The 17,345-nt window shown below is 69.9% G+C and carries 10 protein-coding genes, 1 tRNA gene and 3 pseudogenes; 8 read left to right on the top strand and 6 right to left on the bottom strand.

All coding sequences use genetic code 11. The features are described from left to right. Window positions 1–255 precede the first annotated feature (255 nt). Both K9S39_RS21985 and K9S39_RS21980 read left to right on the top strand, forming a co-directional pair. A complete protein-coding gene (locus K9S39_RS21985; RefSeq protein ID WP_248865071.1) occupies window positions 256–1,734 on the top strand; it encodes a S1C family serine protease in 1,479 nt (492 codons plus the stop codon). Between the two features lie 40 nt (window positions 1,735–1,774). Further along, window positions 1,775–1,861: transfer RNA gene (locus tag K9S39_RS21980), tRNA-Ser, on the top strand. A gap of 139 nt (window positions 1,862–2,000) precedes the next feature. On the opposite strand, the gene K9S39_RS21975 is transcribed toward K9S39_RS21980, so the two are convergent. From K9S39_RS21975 to K9S39_RS21960, 4 genes and pseudogenes are all read right to left on the bottom strand, one after another. Further along, window positions 2,001–3,032: a tyrosine-type recombinase/integrase gene (locus K9S39_RS21975; RefSeq protein WP_248865070.1), complete on the bottom strand. Its 1,032-nt coding sequence runs from the start codon at window positions 3,030–3,032 to the stop codon at window positions 2,001–2,003. A gap of 372 nt (window positions 3,033–3,404) precedes the next feature. After that, entirely contained in the window at window positions 3,405–3,593 is a 189-nt protein-coding gene (locus tag K9S39_RS21970) for a helix-turn-helix transcriptional regulator (protein WP_248865069.1), read from the bottom strand. A 155-nt stretch (window positions 3,594–3,748) separates the two neighbouring features. Then, window positions 3,749–4,236: pseudogene (locus tag K9S39_RS21965) on the bottom strand (DUF3631 domain-containing protein); the annotation flags it as partial. Window positions 4,237–4,313: 77 nt separating this feature from the next. Next, window positions 4,314–5,043: pseudogene (locus K9S39_RS21960) on the bottom strand (aminoglycoside phosphotransferase family protein). Between the two features lie 778 nt (window positions 5,044–5,821). Between K9S39_RS21960 and K9S39_RS21955 the strand changes: the two are divergent. Together K9S39_RS21955 and K9S39_RS21950 are read left to right on the top strand one after the other, a co-directional pair. Next, entirely contained in the window at window positions 5,822–7,276 is a 1,455-nt protein-coding gene (locus tag K9S39_RS21955; RefSeq protein WP_248865068.1) for a condensation domain-containing protein, read from the top strand. Window positions 7,277–7,279: 3 nt separating this feature from the next. After that, window positions 7,280–8,695, top strand: a complete 1,416-nt coding sequence (locus K9S39_RS21950) for a condensation domain-containing protein (RefSeq protein ID WP_248865067.1) — start codon at window positions 7,280–7,282, stop codon at window positions 8,693–8,695. Between the two features lie 903 nt (window positions 8,696–9,598). On the opposite strand, the gene K9S39_RS21945 is transcribed toward K9S39_RS21950, so the two are convergent. Further along, entirely contained in the window at window positions 9,599–9,928 is a 330-nt protein-coding gene (locus K9S39_RS21945) for an HAD family hydrolase (protein ID WP_248865066.1), read from the bottom strand. Between the two features lie 1,602 nt (window positions 9,929–11,530). Between K9S39_RS21945 and K9S39_RS21940 the strand changes: the two genes are divergently transcribed. Further along, window positions 11,531–12,040, top strand: a complete 510-nt coding sequence (locus K9S39_RS21940; protein ID WP_248865065.1) for a GNAT family N-acetyltransferase — start codon at window positions 11,531–11,533, stop codon at window positions 12,038–12,040. Between the two features lie 482 nt (window positions 12,041–12,522). Here the strand turns inward: K9S39_RS21940 and K9S39_RS21935 are convergent, their stop codons facing one another. Then, entirely contained in the window at window positions 12,523–13,371 is an 849-nt protein-coding gene (locus K9S39_RS21935; protein WP_248865064.1) for a bifunctional DNA primase/polymerase, read from the bottom strand. A 571-nt stretch (window positions 13,372–13,942) separates the two neighbouring features. On the opposite strand from K9S39_RS21935, the gene K9S39_RS21930 reads away from it, so the two are divergent. The 3 genes and pseudogenes from K9S39_RS21930 to K9S39_RS21915 all read left to right on the top strand — a co-directional run bounded on the left by K9S39_RS21930 (window position 13,943) and on the right by K9S39_RS21915 (window position 17,288). Beyond that, the gene (locus K9S39_RS21930) at window positions 13,943–14,248 is read left to right on the top strand and encodes a hypothetical protein (RefSeq protein ID WP_248865063.1); all 306 of its coding nucleotides are present in this window, start codon (window positions 13,943–13,945) and stop codon (window positions 14,246–14,248) included. A 236-nt stretch (window positions 14,249–14,484) separates the two neighbouring features. Next, window positions 14,485–15,654, top strand: a pseudogene (locus K9S39_RS21925) (bifunctional MaoC family dehydratase N-terminal/OB-fold nucleic acid binding domain-containing protein); the annotation flags it as partial. Window positions 15,655–16,121: 467 nt separating this feature from the next. Further along, complete coding sequence (locus tag K9S39_RS21915) at window positions 16,122–17,288, top strand: lipid-transfer protein (RefSeq protein ID WP_248865062.1); 1,167 nt, start codon at window positions 16,122–16,124, stop codon at window positions 17,286–17,288. The last annotated feature ends 57 nt before the right edge of the window (window positions 17,289–17,345 follow it).

Here is a 17,345-nt window from a genome sequence, read left to right as displayed (position 1 = left end):
TTCGTCCTTCCCGTGGACAGAAGGAGCGGCGGATAAGGAGCGGCGGATCCGGGAAACTCCAGACCCTGAAACAGGCCCCAGACCCTGAAGAACGCAGACGCAGACCCTGAAGGGCCGGCGGACCCGGGAGACCGGGACGGGCCGGAACGGACGGGTCGCCCCGGAGAGACTGGCAGCACCGGAAAGACCGGCAGCACCGGAAAGAGCAAGGCCCGAACCGCGGGCCGACACGGTCGTGAAGCTGAGGAGAGAGCTGTGAGCACCGAGAACGAGGGAGCCGTCGGCCCGTCGGAGGCCAAGCCGCCGACGGAGCCGCTGGCGTCGGACAGCGCCCCCGCGTCCGCCTCCGGCGCGCAGACTCCGGACACCGTGCACATGCCGACCACTCCCCCCGCGGCGCCCCCGCCGCCCGACTTCACACCGACCGCCGCAGCGGGCCCGCACGGTCCCGCTGCCCCGGGTGGCGGCATCCCGGGCGATCAGGACCGTACGGCGACCATGGCCGCGCACCCGCAGCAGCCGGGCGGGCCGCACCCGGGTGGCGGCTGGGGCCAGCCGCCCTACGGGGGCGGCGGTGACCCCTGGGGCGTGCCCGGCGGTCCCGCCCCCAAGAAGCGCAACGGCGGCCTGATCGCGGCCGTCCTGGCGGCCGCGCTGGTCGCGGGCGGGGTCGGCGGCGGCATCGGCTACTGGGCCGCGGGCCGCGACGGCACTGCCTCGACGACGGTCACCGCGCCCGGCAACCCGGAGGCCCTGAACCGCAAGCCCACCTCCGTCTCCGGGATAGCGCAGAAGGCGCTGCCCAGTGTGGTGACGATCGAGGCACAGGGGATCACCGGCGAGGGCGGCACCGGCACCGGCTTCGTCTACGACAAGCAGGGCCACATCCTCACCAACAACCACGTCGTCGCCGGCGCGGCCGACGGCGGCGGCAAGCTCACCGTGACGTTCTCCAACGGCAAGAAGTACGACGCCGAGGCCGTCGGCCGCGCCGAGGGCTACGACGTCGCGGTCATCAAGCTGAAGAACGCCTCGGACGCCGTGCTCAAGCCGCTGCCGCTCGGCCGGTCCGCCGACGTCCAGGTCGGCGACGCCACCATCGCGATCGGCGCCCCCTTCGGTCTCTCCGGCACCGTCACCACCGGCATCATCAGCGCCAAGGACCGCCCGGTGGCCTCCAGCGACGGCGGCGGCACCAGCGCCTCCTACATGAGCGCCCTGCAGACGGACGCGTCGATAAACCCCGGGAACTCCGGCGGCCCGCTGATGGACGCCGGCGGCAATGTGATCGGCATCAACTCCGCCATCCAGTCGGCCGGCAGCAACGGCCTGGGCGGCGAGCCCCAGCAGTCCGGCAGCATCGGGCTGGGCTTCGCGATCCCCATCGACCAGGCGAAGCGGGTGGCGCAGGACCTGATCAGGACCGGCCGGCCGATCTATCCGCAGATAGGCGTCCAGGTCGGCATGCGGGACACCGGCGAGGGCGCGACCATCGCCCGGACCGGAAACAACGGCACGGACTCGGTGACCCCGGGCGGCCCCGCCGACAAGGCCGGCCTCCGGCCCGGCGACACCATCACCAAGCTCGACGACACGGTGATCGACAGCGGTCCGACCCTGATCAGCGTGATCTGGCAGCACAAGCCCGGCGACCGCGTCACCCTCACCTACGAGCGCGGCGGCCAGGAGCACACCGCCGAGGTCACCCTGGGGCAGCGCACGGGCGACAAGTGACGCTAGGCTGTTCCCGCGACACCGCCCGGCGGTGTCGCGGGGAGGCTTGCCCGAGCGGCCTAAGGGAACAGTCTTGAAAACTGTCGTGGCAGCAATGCCACCGTGGGTTCAAATCCCACAGCCTCCGCACAGGTCAGCGAAGTAGCTGGTCAGAAGGGGTGCCCGGGGGGATCGGGCGCCCCTTCTGCGTTCGGGTTGTCTCACCTCGATTCGCCTATGTACCGCTGTTGACCAGGGCGTACGGGCCAGCTGCGGGCCAGGATTCGCTACTCCTGGTCCTGAGAATCGGCTTCCAGGGCCGAGTCGATGAGCTCGTTCGAGCGTTGCTCCTGACCGCGAAGGATCTTCGCGTAAAACTTCCACAGAACTGCGATGCTGTGGCCTGCCCGCCTCGCGACTTCCGCCGGGTCAACTCCGGCTTTGATCCAGAGCGATACGCCAGCGTGCCGCAGGGAGTACGGCACGTCTGCAAGCGGAGTTGCTACCTCCTCGGCGGAAAGCGCCTTCTTGCGGGCCTGCTGCCAGATGTCGGCGTATTCGGTGGACCTCACACGACCTCCCCGAGCCGCGGTGAACAGGCGGCCGTCGGATGCGGGGCTGTACGTCTCCATGTGCTGGCGGAGCAGCGCCACGAGGACGGGCGGGATCGGGACCGGCCGGGTGGTCTTGCGGGCCCTCCGCTTGAGCCCGCGGATCTCGTACGACTTGCCGTCGTCCGTCCACCCTGCGCCCACTTCCGGACGACTCTGGCTCAGAACGAGTTCGCCCCAGCCTGACGCAGGCAGCTTGCAGTCCCGTTTGTTGAGCTGCGCAACCTCCGACGGACGCATAGCGGCGTAGTACATGCAACCGAAGAACCCGTGGAGGTGCCCACCGCGCTGGCCTTGGACCCGCACTGCCTCCAGCAGTGCCCGCGCTGGCGCCGGATTCGGCACGTAGCGGAAGTCCACTTCGTCGTCGGTCGCCGGCGGATCCCAGTCGACGCGGGAGAGCGGGTTGCTGGCCAAGAGTTCTCGTTCAACGGCGTATCGCAGAGCGTTGCTGAAGGAGCTTCGCTTGCGCCTGACCGTGTTCTCAGCCGCCTTCTTGCCGTACAACTTCATTGACAAGGCCGTGAGCGCTCGCCGCAGGGTGTCCGAGTCGTTCAGATCGGTCACCTTGATCGAGTGCTTGGCGATCCAGGCCAGTGCCCTCGCGATCTCTTCCGGTGGTTCTTCTGCATCCTTCCGGGCAACCGGGTCCCCCTTCTCGTCGCGGATCAGCTCCCCTCGGGTGTTCCTGGCGGCCTGGAACGCCACTCGGCAATGTTCTGCCGGTGGTGAGCGGCGATGTTGGGCCACTTCATTAGCGCATATGTGCAGGCGTGTTCGTACCACGTAGGGCAGTTGAGGGCGTCAAGTTCGCTCGCTGGCAGCCCGGTTTCGACGTCGAACTGCTCGCGATTCTGGAGCGCCGTGAGCAACTGGGCTCGGCGGCCGTCGGCTTGGGTGAACGTCTTGTAGCTCTTCGAGTGCGGGCGCGAGCCGACGCGCCAGCGCAGCTCGAAGGGTTTTGGGCGGTTCTTCCGCGAGCGGATGGATCAGAACTCCACGTCGTAGGTGAGCACGGTTCTCCCCGGGGCATGGAGATGGGGCCTGCCGGTGCGGCAGGCCCCATCGGTGTTGGACTGATCAGGCGGCAGACTGTTCGCAGTCGGCCCACCAGGCATCGAGATCGGCTCGCCGGATGCGAATTTGGCCGTTCGGGAGCTTGATGAGTTTGGGTGCCTTGCCGCGGGCGCGCATGCGGTAGAAGGCAGCGCGGCTTATGTCGATCTCTTCGAGGACTTTAGGCAGTTTGAGCATCTGGTGGCGTGCCATGTTGCGACTCCTTGGGCTGGGCTCTCTGGGGATCCGCAACATCCGCCACGCCGCAACATTGCTGGTCAGCGGCTTGGGTTTGTGGCGGATGGCGGTTGTGTTGCGGATAGGTGCCGCCGCGCGAGCGTGCGGCAGCACCGGTGAGTTCGGGCTGGTCAGCCGACGGCCTTGAGCAGGTGCGTGGCGGCTTCCGGGACCGTGTTGCGGCTGCCGGGAAGGGGATCCGCCACACTTTCACTCCCGCTGACCTGCGGTGTGGCGGATGTTGCGGCTGTTGCGGACTTTCCGGGGGAGGAGGGCAGTACCGCGTCCATGCGTCCTGGAGATCGTCTGCGTAGTAGCCCTTGGGAGTGCCGGAGCCAGTGCGGATGCCGCGTGGCTTGATCGGCTTGTTCGCCGGAGTGACGTATTGCCCCAGCAACTTCGCAAGGGTGCGGGAGTTGATCGGCTTGTCGTCCAGATCGCCCCAGGGCGCGTCGTCCATGCCCAGCAGGCATTCGAGGATGGCGGCCGTGGGCATGCGGTCGGCGCCGCGGAACACAACGTCGCGTAGGTCGGTCAGGAGTCGGATCCCGAGGGAGGCTTCGTCGTTGTCCTGGCCGGCGTTGACGAGTTCCACGCAGGCGGCGCGGGCCCGCGCTGGCGACGTTGGGAGATGGCCTGCTCGATGCGTCAGACGCACTCATATCAGCGGGCCCGCGCAGCCTCACATCCGGGATCTCAGTCGACCTCACAGCCCGGCGCGGACGGGTCGAAGCCGTGCTCGACCAGCCAGCGAACCCCCAGCAGGCTTCGCAACGACCACCACGCGCGGATCACGTCGAGGTCGACGTCGGTGCCATAACCGGCGACGACGTCGCCCAGGTGCTCCTCGTGTCCGAGTGTCAAGGTGGCGAGGTCGAACAGGGCATCACCCCGGCCCGCCTCGGACCAGTCGATGATGCCGGTGACCTCGTCGCCGTCGACAAAGACGTGATCGATCTGCAGGTCGCCGTGCGTGAACACCGGAGTCCACGGCCGGAGCGCGGCCTCGGCGACCTGGCGGTTGCGGGTGACCAGGTCCGACGGGCAGGACGCCGTTCGTCACGAGCAACTCGCACTCGCCGTTGAGTTCCGCCGCCAACTCGTCGGGACCCCGGCGGCGCCGGCCGGGCCAGGGCGGCAACGGCGCCTCGTGCAACTGCCGGATGGCGGCACCCGCCGCGGCCCACGCCGCCGACGACGCGGTCGACGGCTCACCGAGACGGCCGAGTGCCGTCGCCGGGACGGCGGCGATCGCAAGCACGGGCGGCTTGCGCCACAGGACCTCCGGAGTCGGGACCGGCGCCAGGGCCATCGCCTCGACCTCGACGTCGATGCGCGCCTGATCGGCGTCCACCTTCAGGAACACGTCGCCGACGCGCAGGGTCGCGCGCTCGGAATGGGCGACGACGACCTTGACCTCATCCATGGCGGCCAGTGTCCCGGGGATGACCGTCCACGTCGCCGGGATTGAGGACGTCGCCCGACCAGCCCGTTCACGCCCCCCTGGTCAACCGAAGGGACTTCGAGGACGTCCGGCGCCGGACGGCCACCCGCAGCCCCACCTCCAGCGGGCGCCACATGGTGCGCACACGGCACGCGGACGGCCTCCTGGCTCTGACTCGGCCACTGCGCCCACGCCCTGGCGCGGCGGACGCGGGTGGTGATGGAGAAGTCACCAGTTCGCGGGCCATCGCTTCCTCACGGTGTTTCTCGTCTCATGCGACCGACGGTAGCACCCTCTTTGCCCGGAATTATGCCCATTTAATGGGCGGCGATCGGCGCACACCTCACATATCAAGCACCTTGCAATCCCGGCCAACCTCTCAGTAACGTCCGATTTGCTCGTGAACCTCACCATGCACGACTTCGACGCCCTTTCAGGAACGACGGGAACCGCCCGGCCTGGATCCAGTCAGGCAGTACCGGCTGCCCGGCGCCGATGTACGGGCCGCGGGCAGCCACACTGACGTGGTGCCGGACGCCGGACGCGCCCCGACGAAGCGCACGTAGCGCCGCCGCTTCACGGGACGCCCACATGAATCCCGACCAGTGATCCACACCTTGCCGCTTCCTTGACGGCTTTCATCTGACGTCTCTGGGCCCAAAACCCGAACGCGCGGGATTGCTGTGCCCTGCCCCGCGGCACATGCTGTCCGGCCGGTGAACCAGGCCGCCCGGATGGCAGTGCGGAAAGGAATCACATCATGCTCATGACGCCGATTACCCAGTACGCCCCGGAATCCGGCGAGCTGGTTGAATTCCAGGTCTCCGCCAGTGCGCTGGCGGCCGCGGCGGCAGCTCCGGTCCATCCGGCGCCGCCCTCCTACGTGCAGGAGAACCACATCCGGCGGCGGCTGGCGAACCAGGCGGCGGGCAGAAGTCAGTCGCCGTGGCTGGGTGTCGTCTTCGACGTGCCCGGGAGGCTGGACACCGCCGCCATGGCAGCGGCACTGGAGAAGTGGATCCGGCGCCACCCCACCTTCCTCACCTGGTTCACGGTGGACGAGGGGGCCGGGATGCTGCGGCGGCACGCGCTGCCCGCCGACGAACTGTCGCTGGAACCGGTGGCCCTGGCCGGACAGGCGTCTTCCCTCGCGATACGCGAGCGTCTGATGCAGCGTTTCGACACCGGTACGGATCCGCTGCGCTGGCCTCCGTTCGTGGCCGGCGCCGTGGTCCGGAACGGCGAGAGCAGACAGTCGAGCGTCTACTTCGCCGTCGACCACGCCCACACGGACGGCTTCTCCACCCTGCTGGTCTTCAGCGAACTGCGTGCGCTGTACGAGGCGGAGCTGGCCGGGACCGAGGCCGAACTGCCCGAGGTGGGAAGCTATGTCGACTTCTGCGCCCTCGACCGCGAGCAGGCTGCGCGGATCGACGCCCAAGCGCCCGAGGTCGGCCGTTGGCTGCAGTTCTTTCTCGACGGGCCGCCACCGAGCTTCCCGCTGGACCTCGGTACGGAGCCGGGCGGCACGTACGACAGCCGGTCGATCGGCATGGACCTGCTCTCAGCACGGGAGGCCGACGCCTTCTCAGCAGCCTGCAAGGGGCATGGCGCCGGGTTCTCTGCCGGCCTGCTCGCGGCCGTCGCCATCAGCGGGTACGAGCTGGGCGGCCACCCGTCGTACCGCGGGCTGAGTGTCGTGCACACCAGGGATGAACCACGCTGGCAGCAGACGCAGGGCTGGTTCGTCAATCTGGTGCCGATCGAGTTCCCGGTGGCGGACGGCCAGGCCGGCTTCGGCAGGTTCGGCGAGGTCGTCGGTCGCGCACAGCAGGCCTTCGTGGCGGCCCACGGCCTGGCGGGGGTCTCCCCGCTGCGGGTGGCGGAGCTGCTCCCGGGACTGCCGGTGCAGTCCGATGCCACGGCGGTGCTGCCCATGGTGTCCTACATGGACCTCCGGCACGCGCCCGGCTCCCGGGACTGGGCGGCCGCGAACTGCAACGCCCTGGTCGGTCCTGGCAGCAGTGGTGAAGTACCGATCTGGGTCAACCGCCTGTGGGACAGGACCTACCTCAAGACCCGGTACCCGGACACCGAGGTGGCCCAGGCCAATGTGCCCCGCTTCTTCGATCATCTGGGGCACGTGCTGCGCGAGGTCGCGCGGACCGGCGAGTACCGGATCGGTGCGCCGCTGCCGACGCCCGAGACGGCGTGAGTCGTGCGCGTCACCACGATGGACCGCTACCTGCCGCAACCCGGCCGGGTGGTGGAGTTCGTGCCGTCCCCCGCCACCCTGGCCGTGGCGGACACCGCGGTCGCCTCGACCATCCCGCCCTCGTTCAACCAGCGGTTCCACCTGCGGACCGCCGACCGCGCCCCGGGGAGCCCGCGGCACTGGCTGGCGTGCGCCTTCGACATCACCGGCGGACCGATCGACACCGGCGCCCTGCGGGCGACCTTCGAGGAATGGGTCCGCCGGCACGAGACGCTGCGCAGCGGCTTCCGGGCGGCCCCCGAGGGACCGCCGGGTGCCGAACGCTTCGTGCTTCCCGCCGAGAAGGTCGAACTGGTGGTCGGGGACGCCGAGGAGTACGTCGGACCAAAGGAGGTACGCGGGCGGCTCGCCCGGCGGCTGGACGAGACCTGCCGGCCGCTGGGCTGGCCGACCTACTTCTTCTCCGCGATCCTGCGGCCTGGCGGGGCCACCGTGTTCTGCGGGTTCGACCACTGCAACATGGACGGCTACTCGCTGGCCATCGCCGTGCACGAGATCCGCGAGAGCTACGCCGTCCACGCCGCCGGGGAAATCCCGGCACCGGACCTCCTGCCCGAGACAGGCAGCTTCGTCGAGTACTGCGCGGTCGAGCAGGAGCGGGCCGCCGGGCCGGCGCCGGACCGGTCCGATCCGGTGATCGCGCGGTGGGGGGAGTTCTTCGCCGCGTGCGGCGGCACGACCCCGTCCTTCCCACTCGACCTGGGAGTGCCGGCCGGGGAGCGGGCGCCCCAGGGCACCGACTGCCGCCGGCTGCTGGACGCCGAGGGCGCCGCGGAGTTCGAGCGCCGCTGCCGTGCGGCCGGCGGTAACGTCTTCTCCGGGGCGCTGACCGCCGTGGGACTTGCCGCGCGCCGACTCGGCGGCGGGGAGGTGGTCAGGCTGTGCACACCGCTCCACACCCGGTACGAGGAGCGGTGGGAGAACGCAGTCGGCTGGTTCACCACGGTGGCACCACTCACCGTGGACATCGGCGGGGCAGCTGGGGTCGCCGAGGGCTCACCCCGGACGCGGGCGGCCTTCCGGGAGGCGCTGAGGCTGGCCGAGCGGCCGGTCGCACAGGTCCTCACCGCGCTGGGCGGCGATGTCCGGCGGACCAGGGACGACGTATTCATGGTCTCGTACATCGACTACCGCCGGTTCCCCGGCTCGGAGAGCCACCTCGCGTGCAACGCGCACCATGTCAGCAGCGTGACCACGGCCGACGACGCGCAGTTTTGGGTCTCGCGCACGCACGAGGGAGTCTTTCTGCGCTCGCGCCATCCCGCCACGCCGCACGCCGAGCAGGTCGTCCAGTCCTTCGCCGACACGATGGGTGAATTGCTCGCGGCCGGGGCGGGAGGGGCGCCGGTGGGAATCTGACGGCACAGCGGGGACGCAGGGACACCCACATGTCTGCCCGGAACCGGCCGGCGGGCCCTCGGGCGGGGCGGCCATCATGCAAGCAACGGGAAAAGCGTTCGACCACCGGCCCGGGACAGGCCATGATCCGCACTCGTGACGACACCGAAGCAGGTCATAGTCGGCCGCCGCCCGCAACAACGCCGAGTGGTGCGCAGCGATGTGTTGCCCGCGGTCGAAAGTCGAAAACGCCTCTGACCGCGCTGCCGTGAATCCGCAGGTCAGGGGCGGGAAGGCGGACGCGGCCCGGGCCGAGGCCAGGTTGTTGGCGGGCGGGTCGAGTGTCCGGAGAGCGGGGGTGTGCTCGCGCCGTGGGGCTGGGCGGGGCATCGCGTGCTGCGGGGTGCTGACGGTGTCATGAGGGTGCCGGCCGCGGTGGGCCCGTTGTTCGGGCTGTGGGGCATCGCATGTACGGACCGAGCACGTTCGCGTGTACTTCACGGTGTTGCTGGTCGGAACCGGCCCGGGTCCGGTCCCGCCCGCCGCATCAGCGAGCCGGTTCGCGGACGCGGTGGCGGCCGTGGTCGGGGCCTGGAAGGCCACGGCTTCGCGCTGGCCGGATGTCGGCGAGGTGTCGCCGTGGCAACCGGCCGCCGCGGTGAGCCCTGGGCGGTTACTGTCGCCGACCTGGCCTTGATCGTCGGTCGACACCAACGGCCTCTGCTCTTCGGCGGGTTGTTCCTGACAGCCGCTACATGCTCATCCGCGAGGCCGCAGAACTGGGCCTGACCCAGCGTCAGCGAGGTGCGAGGGTACGCAAGTTGGCCCAGCAGGAGCGCATCGACGCCGACGGCAGGCCGGTGCGGATCAGCCGTTACACCGTTCGCATGGCGGCGGCCCTGCGGCCCGCGCTGGCGCCCCGGCTCAGACGCCGGACGAGACGTTGGCCAGCGCCCAGCCGCTGGCACGCATCTGTATAAGCCCTTCGAGCACCTCAGGGCGACAGACTGCCCGACGCGTGATGCCGTCGACGTACGCGCGCCACAGGTCGCCCGTGGATACTGCGAGCCCTAGCTCACAGCGCAATCGGGCGAAGTCTTCGGGAAAGGCTCGGGCGCTCAGCGTCTCGGCCATCCGATGACGCGCTGCTGCATCCAACCCGAGCTCAGCGCTGAAATCGTCCAGCCATTCCGACACGGCGGTCTGCCGGGCGATGAGGGTGTTGTCTAGGTCGAAGAACGCCAGAGGCTGCACAGTTACCGACCCTATTGGAGCAAGCGCGCGCTCCACTCTGGGGAGTGAAGCTCGGGTGTCCGGTGGTGATCGCATGGGCAGGGTGGGGCGTACTCGAATATGACCTCGGCCCGGCCCATGGGTCCGCGCCTGGTTGCTGTGCGCGCTCCGATGCGACTCAATTGCGCCCTATCGTCCTTGAACGTCTGCGCTCACTCTCCACCACATGGGGGCGATTGAGGGCACCAGCCAGATATGCCAGAGCTGCCACACGGGCGGCCCTACCGTGAGGGAACGCGGCCGCGTCAGTCTCATGGCCGTGCTCTGCGATCCCTGTTGGAACGCTTACGCCAACCAACTTGCCCATGAGGAGGGCGCCACCGCCCCTCCCAGAGTCGAACGTGATCCGGACGACGTCTCCTCCTATGAGCCGCCGACCTGTCGTGATTGCGGGGCCGCGGTCAGGCACTGCGCCACCAACTACGACCGGTGGGTCTACCTGGCCGTCGAAGACCTCCCGGCGAAGGATGTGGCCCCTTGTCATCGGTGGCGGCTGGAGACCATACGGGGCCGGCATTCCCGTGTCCCCGTCGACATCGTGGCCGTGCGAATCCGCGGCATTGAACCGCTCCCCAGCGATCCCGTGCGCCCCGCACACCGGGCAATTTGTCTCAGTCCGGATGCTGTGCGGGAAGCCGAGCAGGAACGCGCCGCTGACCCCGAGTGAGAGCCAGTGGAGCCGCCTCGAAGAGCGGCCTGGGGTGCCATCCTGGATGATCGCTCCCAGGTGCATGGCCGCCCGCCAGCGGGCTCCCTGCCGTCTCTGGCCACCACTGAACCTCCAAGGCTCGGATCGAGGGGCGAATGGTCTACCTGGAGCATGGCCGAGAGATCGAACGCACCGGTTGATCGAGCCTGCCGCAAGCCCCGTGATCCATGGGCCATGGGCCATACACGGGCCAGAGCTGAACGCCGAGCGCCCCTGTCCGATACCCTCGCAGGTCAGACCGGGTGAATCGGTGGCAGTGGCGACGCTCTTGAAAACTGTCGTGGCGGCGACGCCACCGTGGGTTCAAATCCCACAGCCTCCGCACAGGTAGCTGCAGGTCGGAGTGGGTTCCGGAATCATCCGGGCCCGCTCCGGCCGCGGTTGCTGCCTCACCTCGCGCCCCTGGGTCTCACCACCGGCCGGCATGTGTGGCCAAGTTGCGGCCAGGATGCGCGGGCCAGGCGACATCACACCGGAGTGCCGGTCCCCGCGGTCGTTATTCGCGAGAGCGGATTTCCGGTCAGCAGATCCCGTTCAACGGCATAGCGCAGAGCGTTGTTGCACGAGGGGCCCGCACGCCGACGTGCGGCCCCTCGTGTGCCGCCACTCCGTGTCGTGCAGCGTGGCCAACCGCCGCCCAGGACCGGCCCCCCGGAACCCCCTCCCGTCGCTCTGCCCCAGGTAGACTCGGTTCTCCAGTCGGGAGGCTCCCCAGTCTTGAAGACTGTCGTGGCAGCAATGCCACCGTGGGTCCACATTCCACAGCCTCGGCACAAGTCATAAAGCGCATGAGAGGGGCACCCGGTGTTTCGGCCGGATGCTCCTTTCGGCGTTCCGGATGGGAGACGGTGGGCATGGCGTCGCGGAGGGCGGGCATAAGGCGCGGCTGCGCTGGGGGTGCGGCGGACCCGCCGGTGGTGTTGATCCGGCGGGCGGTCGCGCGGGATGCCGGGCGGCTCACCCGGCTCGTGCGGAAGTCGGCTGCCTACGGAGGCCGGTATGCCGCGATGGTCGCGGGGTATCGGGTGGGCGCCGACTACATTGCGGCGCACCGGGTCTTCGTGGCTGTCGACGCGGCCGACGACGACCGGCTGCTCGGGTTCTACTCGCTGATCGTCGATCCGCCCGAGCTGGACCTGATGTTCGTGGCGGACGATGCGCAGGGCCTGGGCATCGGGCGTCGGCTGTTCGGACATCTGCGGGGTGAGGCGCGGGATGCCGGGCTGTCCACCGTACGGATCGTCGCGCATCCGCCGGCCGAGGGCTTCTACCGCAGTGTGGGCGCCCGGCGTACCGGGACCGTGCCGGCGAACCCGCCGCGGGTGATGTGGGACCGGCCGGAGCTCGCCCTCTCGACTGAGTGACCGGCCAGGTCCGGGAACGCCGAGGCTGTGTGGCGGATTTGCCGTGGCATAGAGCGAACGGGGCGTGGCGGGCAGGATTTCTGGTGGACGGTTTCGGCGGGTGATTGGGGCCGGTGCTACTGATGTTGTGTCCGGGGGCGGTGCGGTAAATCCAATTCCTCTAGGGCGTGTTCGGGAGACCGAGCTCCCGGTGACTTCCCGCGCGTCCTCACGACCCGTCATTTTAATGGTTATTTCGCTCCTCGCTGTCGGGGAATTCAATTGATCGATCATTTCGCCCCGCGTTATAGGAAAGATCGTCAGCAGGGGATTGGGCTGGCCCGGAGCGGAATGTGATGTGCGCTACGCGACCGAAGGAAACTGGCACCGCGTTCCTCGTGCGCGGTGGGAGTTGTTCGGTGAGTGATTCTCGGGGTGGCGGCAGCACCGCCAGCCCCTCCATGTGCCGTTGCTCGGGCATTTCGCTGTGGGGCGCGTCCGGATCAGCGTCTGGCCGCCGAGGCGATCGTGGCGCGGGCCTCCCGTTCGGAGAGGCCGGTGTGGCGGGCGGCCTCGATGAGCCGGGCGGCGAGTTCGTGGACCAGGCCGTCCTCGTGGGCGCGGCAGGCCGCCCAGAAGAGGCGGGCGTTCCGCTGCCCCGTGGGTGAGGTGCGGACGAAGCGTATGAGGGCGGCGGCGGGGTGGGATGGTGCGTCGGGCCGCACACCGCGAAGTGCGGAGGGGGGTGGGGGTGTGAGGAGGGCGAGCAGCGCGCGGGGCACGGGGGCGGGCCGGCTCGGGGCGCCGGGGGCGAGGACGTAGCGGCCACGTGTGGTCAGCGAGCCGGGGCCGACCAGATAGCCGCCGGCGCCACGGACGTCGATGCCCGGGGCGAGGCGGCCGACGGAGTTGGGGACGGGCGGCGCCGGTGGGCCGGTCAGCCAGAGGTGGCGGCCGCCGCTGGGGGTGAGGACGCTGATCGTGGGCGGCACCGGGAAGTGGTGCTGCTGAGCCAGGAACTGGAGGGCGGTGAGGCCGTCGGCGCCGTTCTTGGTGTCGAGGTCGAGGCCGATGAGGTGGTGCGGCGGCACTCCGCACGCGATGCCGTAGCCGGTGGCCCAGGGGGCGGCGGCGAACATCCGGCGGACCTCGAAGGGGTCGGTGCGCGCGTCGTGGACGCCGTGCCCGAGGCGGCCGCATTCGCCGCGGCAGGGCGGGCTGCCGGACTGTCCGTGGTGCGGGGAGCGGATGGCGGGGAGTTTGCCGCGGGTCAGCGGGATGACGGCGTAGCCGCGGTCGGCGGCGGCGAGTGCGTGGGCGAGGGCGGCGGAATCGGGGTCCTCCCTGCTCATGGGGGTCCCCTCGCTCGAACGACGTGGAGAGTGGGGGAAGAGCTCAGAGCTTGGGGAATGGTCCGGGGGCTCCGGCCGGGCGTCGGCGTGCGGCTCGGAGCTCCGGGCGGGCCGGAGGCTGGGGCGCGGCTCGGGCGGGAGGTCGTCGAGTGGTGCGGCATGGCGTCGGGGCATGGCCATAGACCTATTTTCGTTCTCTTGTTCGATAAGGGGAAGGGGGTAGGGAGGTGGAAGGGGGTGAGGAGGGGGAGCGGGGTGTGCTGGGGGAGCGGGGGCGTGCGCAGGGTTTAGCCGGGGTTCCTCATGCTTGCGGGGGAAACGGCCCTTCCTTGCGGGTTCGCCGGGGATCCGGTGGGCAGTGCTGAGTCCGCGACGTCGATGCAGGAAGCCGGGGTGGCCGGCCAACCACCCGGTGGACAAACGGGGTTCATGGAGATCTGCTGCGCGCTCAACGAGAGCGGATCGAGAACTTCCATAGGTGGCACCGGACTTCATCGGTTCCATGGGATCCACGTGTACGCATCCACGTGGTCCGGCAGATCCAGAAGTTGTGTTCCGTAGGAGGAAAGACATGGCAAGCACCCGTAGAGCCCGCGTCCTCGCTGTCGCTGCGGCACCGCCCTTCGCGGTCGCGCTGCTCAGTGGGGTGGCGCAGGCCGATAACGGCGGCTTTGCGAACGACGGGTCGAGTTCGGCGGCGGTGAGCCAGGGGGGCGTCGCCGTCGGCAGCGACAGCAACGGCAACACGACGAATGGCCAGCAGGTCGCCAATGGGGAGGGCGCCTCCAACCAGAACAACTCCGCGAGCGTGAACGGCGCCGGCCACACGTACCTCGACCAGACCAACGCCACTGTCACCTTCGGGGACATCGGCTGACGCCGGGCGCCGCTGGGGAGAGCGGCGCCTGACCGGCCGGTGATACGAGGTACGGCGCAGGGGCATTTGGGCTGCTCTGGGGTTCACTGCGTCGGCCTTGACAGCGAGCGGGTTCCTGACGGACAGTCAGGAACCCGCTCGTTTGTGCGCCCGGAAGGTCCTCTCGGACGCCGTTGCCGCGAGGCCGTCGACATGCACCTCGCCCCCCTCGGCGGTCCGCACCCGACGGCCAGCGGATGAGCCGTGCGGCGCAGATCAACACCTCCGGAGGTGGCGTGAGCGACATCCACGAACCGACTTGCCCGCCGACCGATGTGTACGAGCGGCTCAAGCACTTCGAGGGGCGGGCCGCCACCACCGCCGGCGTCGGCAAGGACCCCGTCAACGCGCCCATGATCCGGCACTGGTGCGAGGCGATGGGCGACACCCACCCCGCCTACCAGGGGCCGGGCGCCATCGCCCCGCCGACGATGCTGCAGGCGTGGACGATGGGCGGGCTGTCCGGCCACACCGGCCGCTCGGCGGCGTACGACGAGCTGTTCGGGCTGCTGGACGGCGCCGGATACACCGCGGTCGTCGCCACCGACTGCGAGCAGGAGTATCTGCGGCCGCTGCGCCCCGGGGACCGGATCACCTTCGACGCGGTGATCGAGTCGGTGTCGGAGCGCAAGACCACCAAGCTGGGGACGGGGCACTTCGTCACGACGCGGATGGACGTACGGGCGGCGGGGGAGCTCGCCGGGACGCAACGTTTCCGGATCCTCAAGTACGCGCCTGCGGTGGGCGGGGCGGGCGGTGCGCGGGGGAGGAAGCCGGCGGGGGGCGGGGCCGATGTGGCTGTCACGCACGGCGCGGCTGCCAGGGCCGAGGTGGCTGCCAGGGGCGGTACGGCTGCCACGGACGGCACGGCTGGTGCGCCTGGCGGGGACCCTGAGGCGGCCGGCACGACACCCAAGGGGGCAGAGGCTTCGCGGGCTCCTCGGGGGAAGCGTCGTCCTCGCCCCGTGGTCAACCGTGACAACGCCGGATTCTGGACGGGCGTCGCCGCGCACAAGCTGCTCATCCAGCGGTGCGCCGGGTGCGGAACGCTGCGTTTTCCCTGGCTGCCGGGCTGCAACGGGTGCGGATCGCAGAAGTGGGACACGGTCGAGGCGAGCGGGGAGGGCGCCGTCTTCTCGTACGTGGTCGTGCACCACCCGCCGTTCCCCGCCTTCACTGCTTCTGATCGTGCCGCTGACGCGGCGGGGCCCTATGCGGTGGCGTTGATCGAGCTCGCGGAGGGGGTGCGGATGGTCAGCAATGTGGTCGGTGTGCCGTACGACAAGGTGCGGATCGGGATGCCCGTGCGGCTTGAATTCCAGCAGGTGGACGAGGAGTTGGAGCTACCGGTCTTCCGCTGTGCGGAGGCGTGGGCGACAACCGGCGACGAACTTCCGCCCCTCACCGTCCCCGTCACCCGCACGCTGATCATTGCCGGGGCGGTCGCCTCGCGCGACTACCAGGACGTGCACCACGATGCGGCGGCCGCCAGGGAGAAGGGTTCCCCCGACGTCTTTATGAACATCCTGACCACGAACGGCCTGGTCGGCCGCTATGTCACCGACCACTTCGGCCCGCGCTGCGTCCTGCGCAAGGCCGCCATCCGGCTCGGTGCGCCCAACCACCCCGGGGACACCATGGTGGTGAGCGGTACGGTCACCGCCGTCGACGGTGATACGGCGCACGTACGGGTCGTCGGCACGAACGGGCTGGGTCGGCATGTCACCGGTACCGTCACCGTGGGTCTCCCGGAGGGGAGGAGCATCCCGGAGGGCGCGGGCCGCCTGGAGGGCGCGAGCTCCCCTAAGGTCGCGGGCCTCCCGGAGGGCGCGGTATGAGCGTGCGCCACGCGGATTCCCTGGGGGGCCGGGCCGCCATCGTCGGCATCGGGGCGACCGAGTTCTCCAAGGACTCCGGACGCAGCGAGCTCAAGCTCGCCGTCGAGGCCTTACACGCGGCCCTGGACGACGCCGGGCTGGCCCCGGCCGACGTCGACGGTCTGGTCACCTTCACCATGGACACCACCCCCGAGATCACCCTCGCGCAGGCAGCCGGCATCGGTGAGCTGTCCTTCTTCTCCCGCGTCCACTACGGGGGCGGCGCCGCCTGCGCCACCGTCCAGCAAGCGGCCCTGGCCGTGGCCACCGGTATCGCCGAAGTCGTCGTCTGCTACCGCGCGTTCAATGAACGTTCGGGGCGCCGGTTCGGTTCCGGCGTGCAGCAGCGAGAACCCTCCGCCGAGGGCACGGCGCTCGGCTGGAACCTGCCCTTCGGCCTGCTCACCCCCGCGTCCTGGGTCGCGATGGCCGCCCGGCGCTACCTCCACACCTACGGACTGACCCCGGATGCCTTCGGCCAGGTCGCCGTCAGCGGCCGCCGCTACGCCGCCACCAACCCGGCCGCGTACTTCTACGGCAGGCCCATCACCCTCGCCGATCACGCCGCCTCCCGCTGGATCGTCGAGCCACTGCGGCTGCTGGACTGCTGCCAGGAGACGGACGGCGGCCAGGCGATCGTGGTGACCTCCCCCGAGCGGGCCCGCGACCTGCCCCAACCGCCCGCCCTGATCACCGCCGCGGCCCAGGGGGCCGGCCGCGCCCAGGAGCAGATGACCAGCTTCTACCGCGACGACCTCACCGGACTGCCGGAGATGGGGGTCGTGGCCCGCCAGCTCTGGCGGACGGCCGCGCTCACCCCCTCCGACATCGACACCGCCGTCCTCTACGACCACTTCACCCCCTTCGTTCTTCTGCAACTGGAGGAGTTCGGCTTCTGCGGAAAGGGCGAGGCGGCCGATTTCGTGGCGGAGGGCGCGCTGCCGCTCAACACCCATGGCGGCCAGATAGGGGAGGCGTATCTGCACGGTATGAACGGCATCGCCGAGGCCGTCCGTCAGATCCGCGGCACGTCTGTGAACCAGTCCCCGGACGCCGCGCATGTACTGGTCACGGCGGGTACGGGGGTCCCGACGTCCGGGCTGATCCTCGGCCGGGACGGCTGACCGCAGCGGGGAGCGTGTGCCCGTCCCAGGACGTACGGGTAAACCCCTACCCGTCAG

The organism is Streptomyces halobius, assembly GCF_023277745.1.
In the GTDB taxonomy this organism is placed as follows: Bacteria; Actinomycetota; Actinomycetes; order Streptomycetales; family Streptomycetaceae; genus Streptomyces; species Streptomyces halobius.
The sequence above is the reverse complement of the archived record's forward strand: the minus strand, read 5'-3'. Positions and strand labels throughout refer to the sequence as shown.

Bases quoted from the DNA above. Each gene is read 5' to 3' on its own strand.
- K9S39_RS21970 (WP_248865069.1), bottom strand. From the start codon at position 3,593: ATGGCACGCCACCAGATGCTCAAACTGCCTAAAGTCCTCGAAGAGATC.
- K9S39_RS21955 (WP_248865068.1), top strand. From the start codon at position 5,822: ATGCTCATGACGCCGATTACCCAGTACGCCCCGGAATCCGGCGAGCTG.
- K9S39_RS21940 (WP_248865065.1), top strand. From the start codon at position 11,531: ATGGCGTCGCGGAGGGCGGGCATAAGGCGCGGCTGCGCTGGGGGTGCG.
- K9S39_RS21935 (WP_248865064.1), bottom strand. From the start codon at position 13,371: ATGAGCAGGGAGGACCCCGATTCCGCCGCCCTCGCCCACGCACTCGCC.
- K9S39_RS21930 (WP_248865063.1), top strand. From the start codon at position 13,943: ATGGCAAGCACCCGTAGAGCCCGCGTCCTCGCTGTCGCTGCGGCACCG.
- K9S39_RS21915 (WP_248865062.1), top strand. From the start codon at position 16,122: ATGAGCGTGCGCCACGCGGATTCCCTGGGGGGCCGGGCCGCCATCGTC.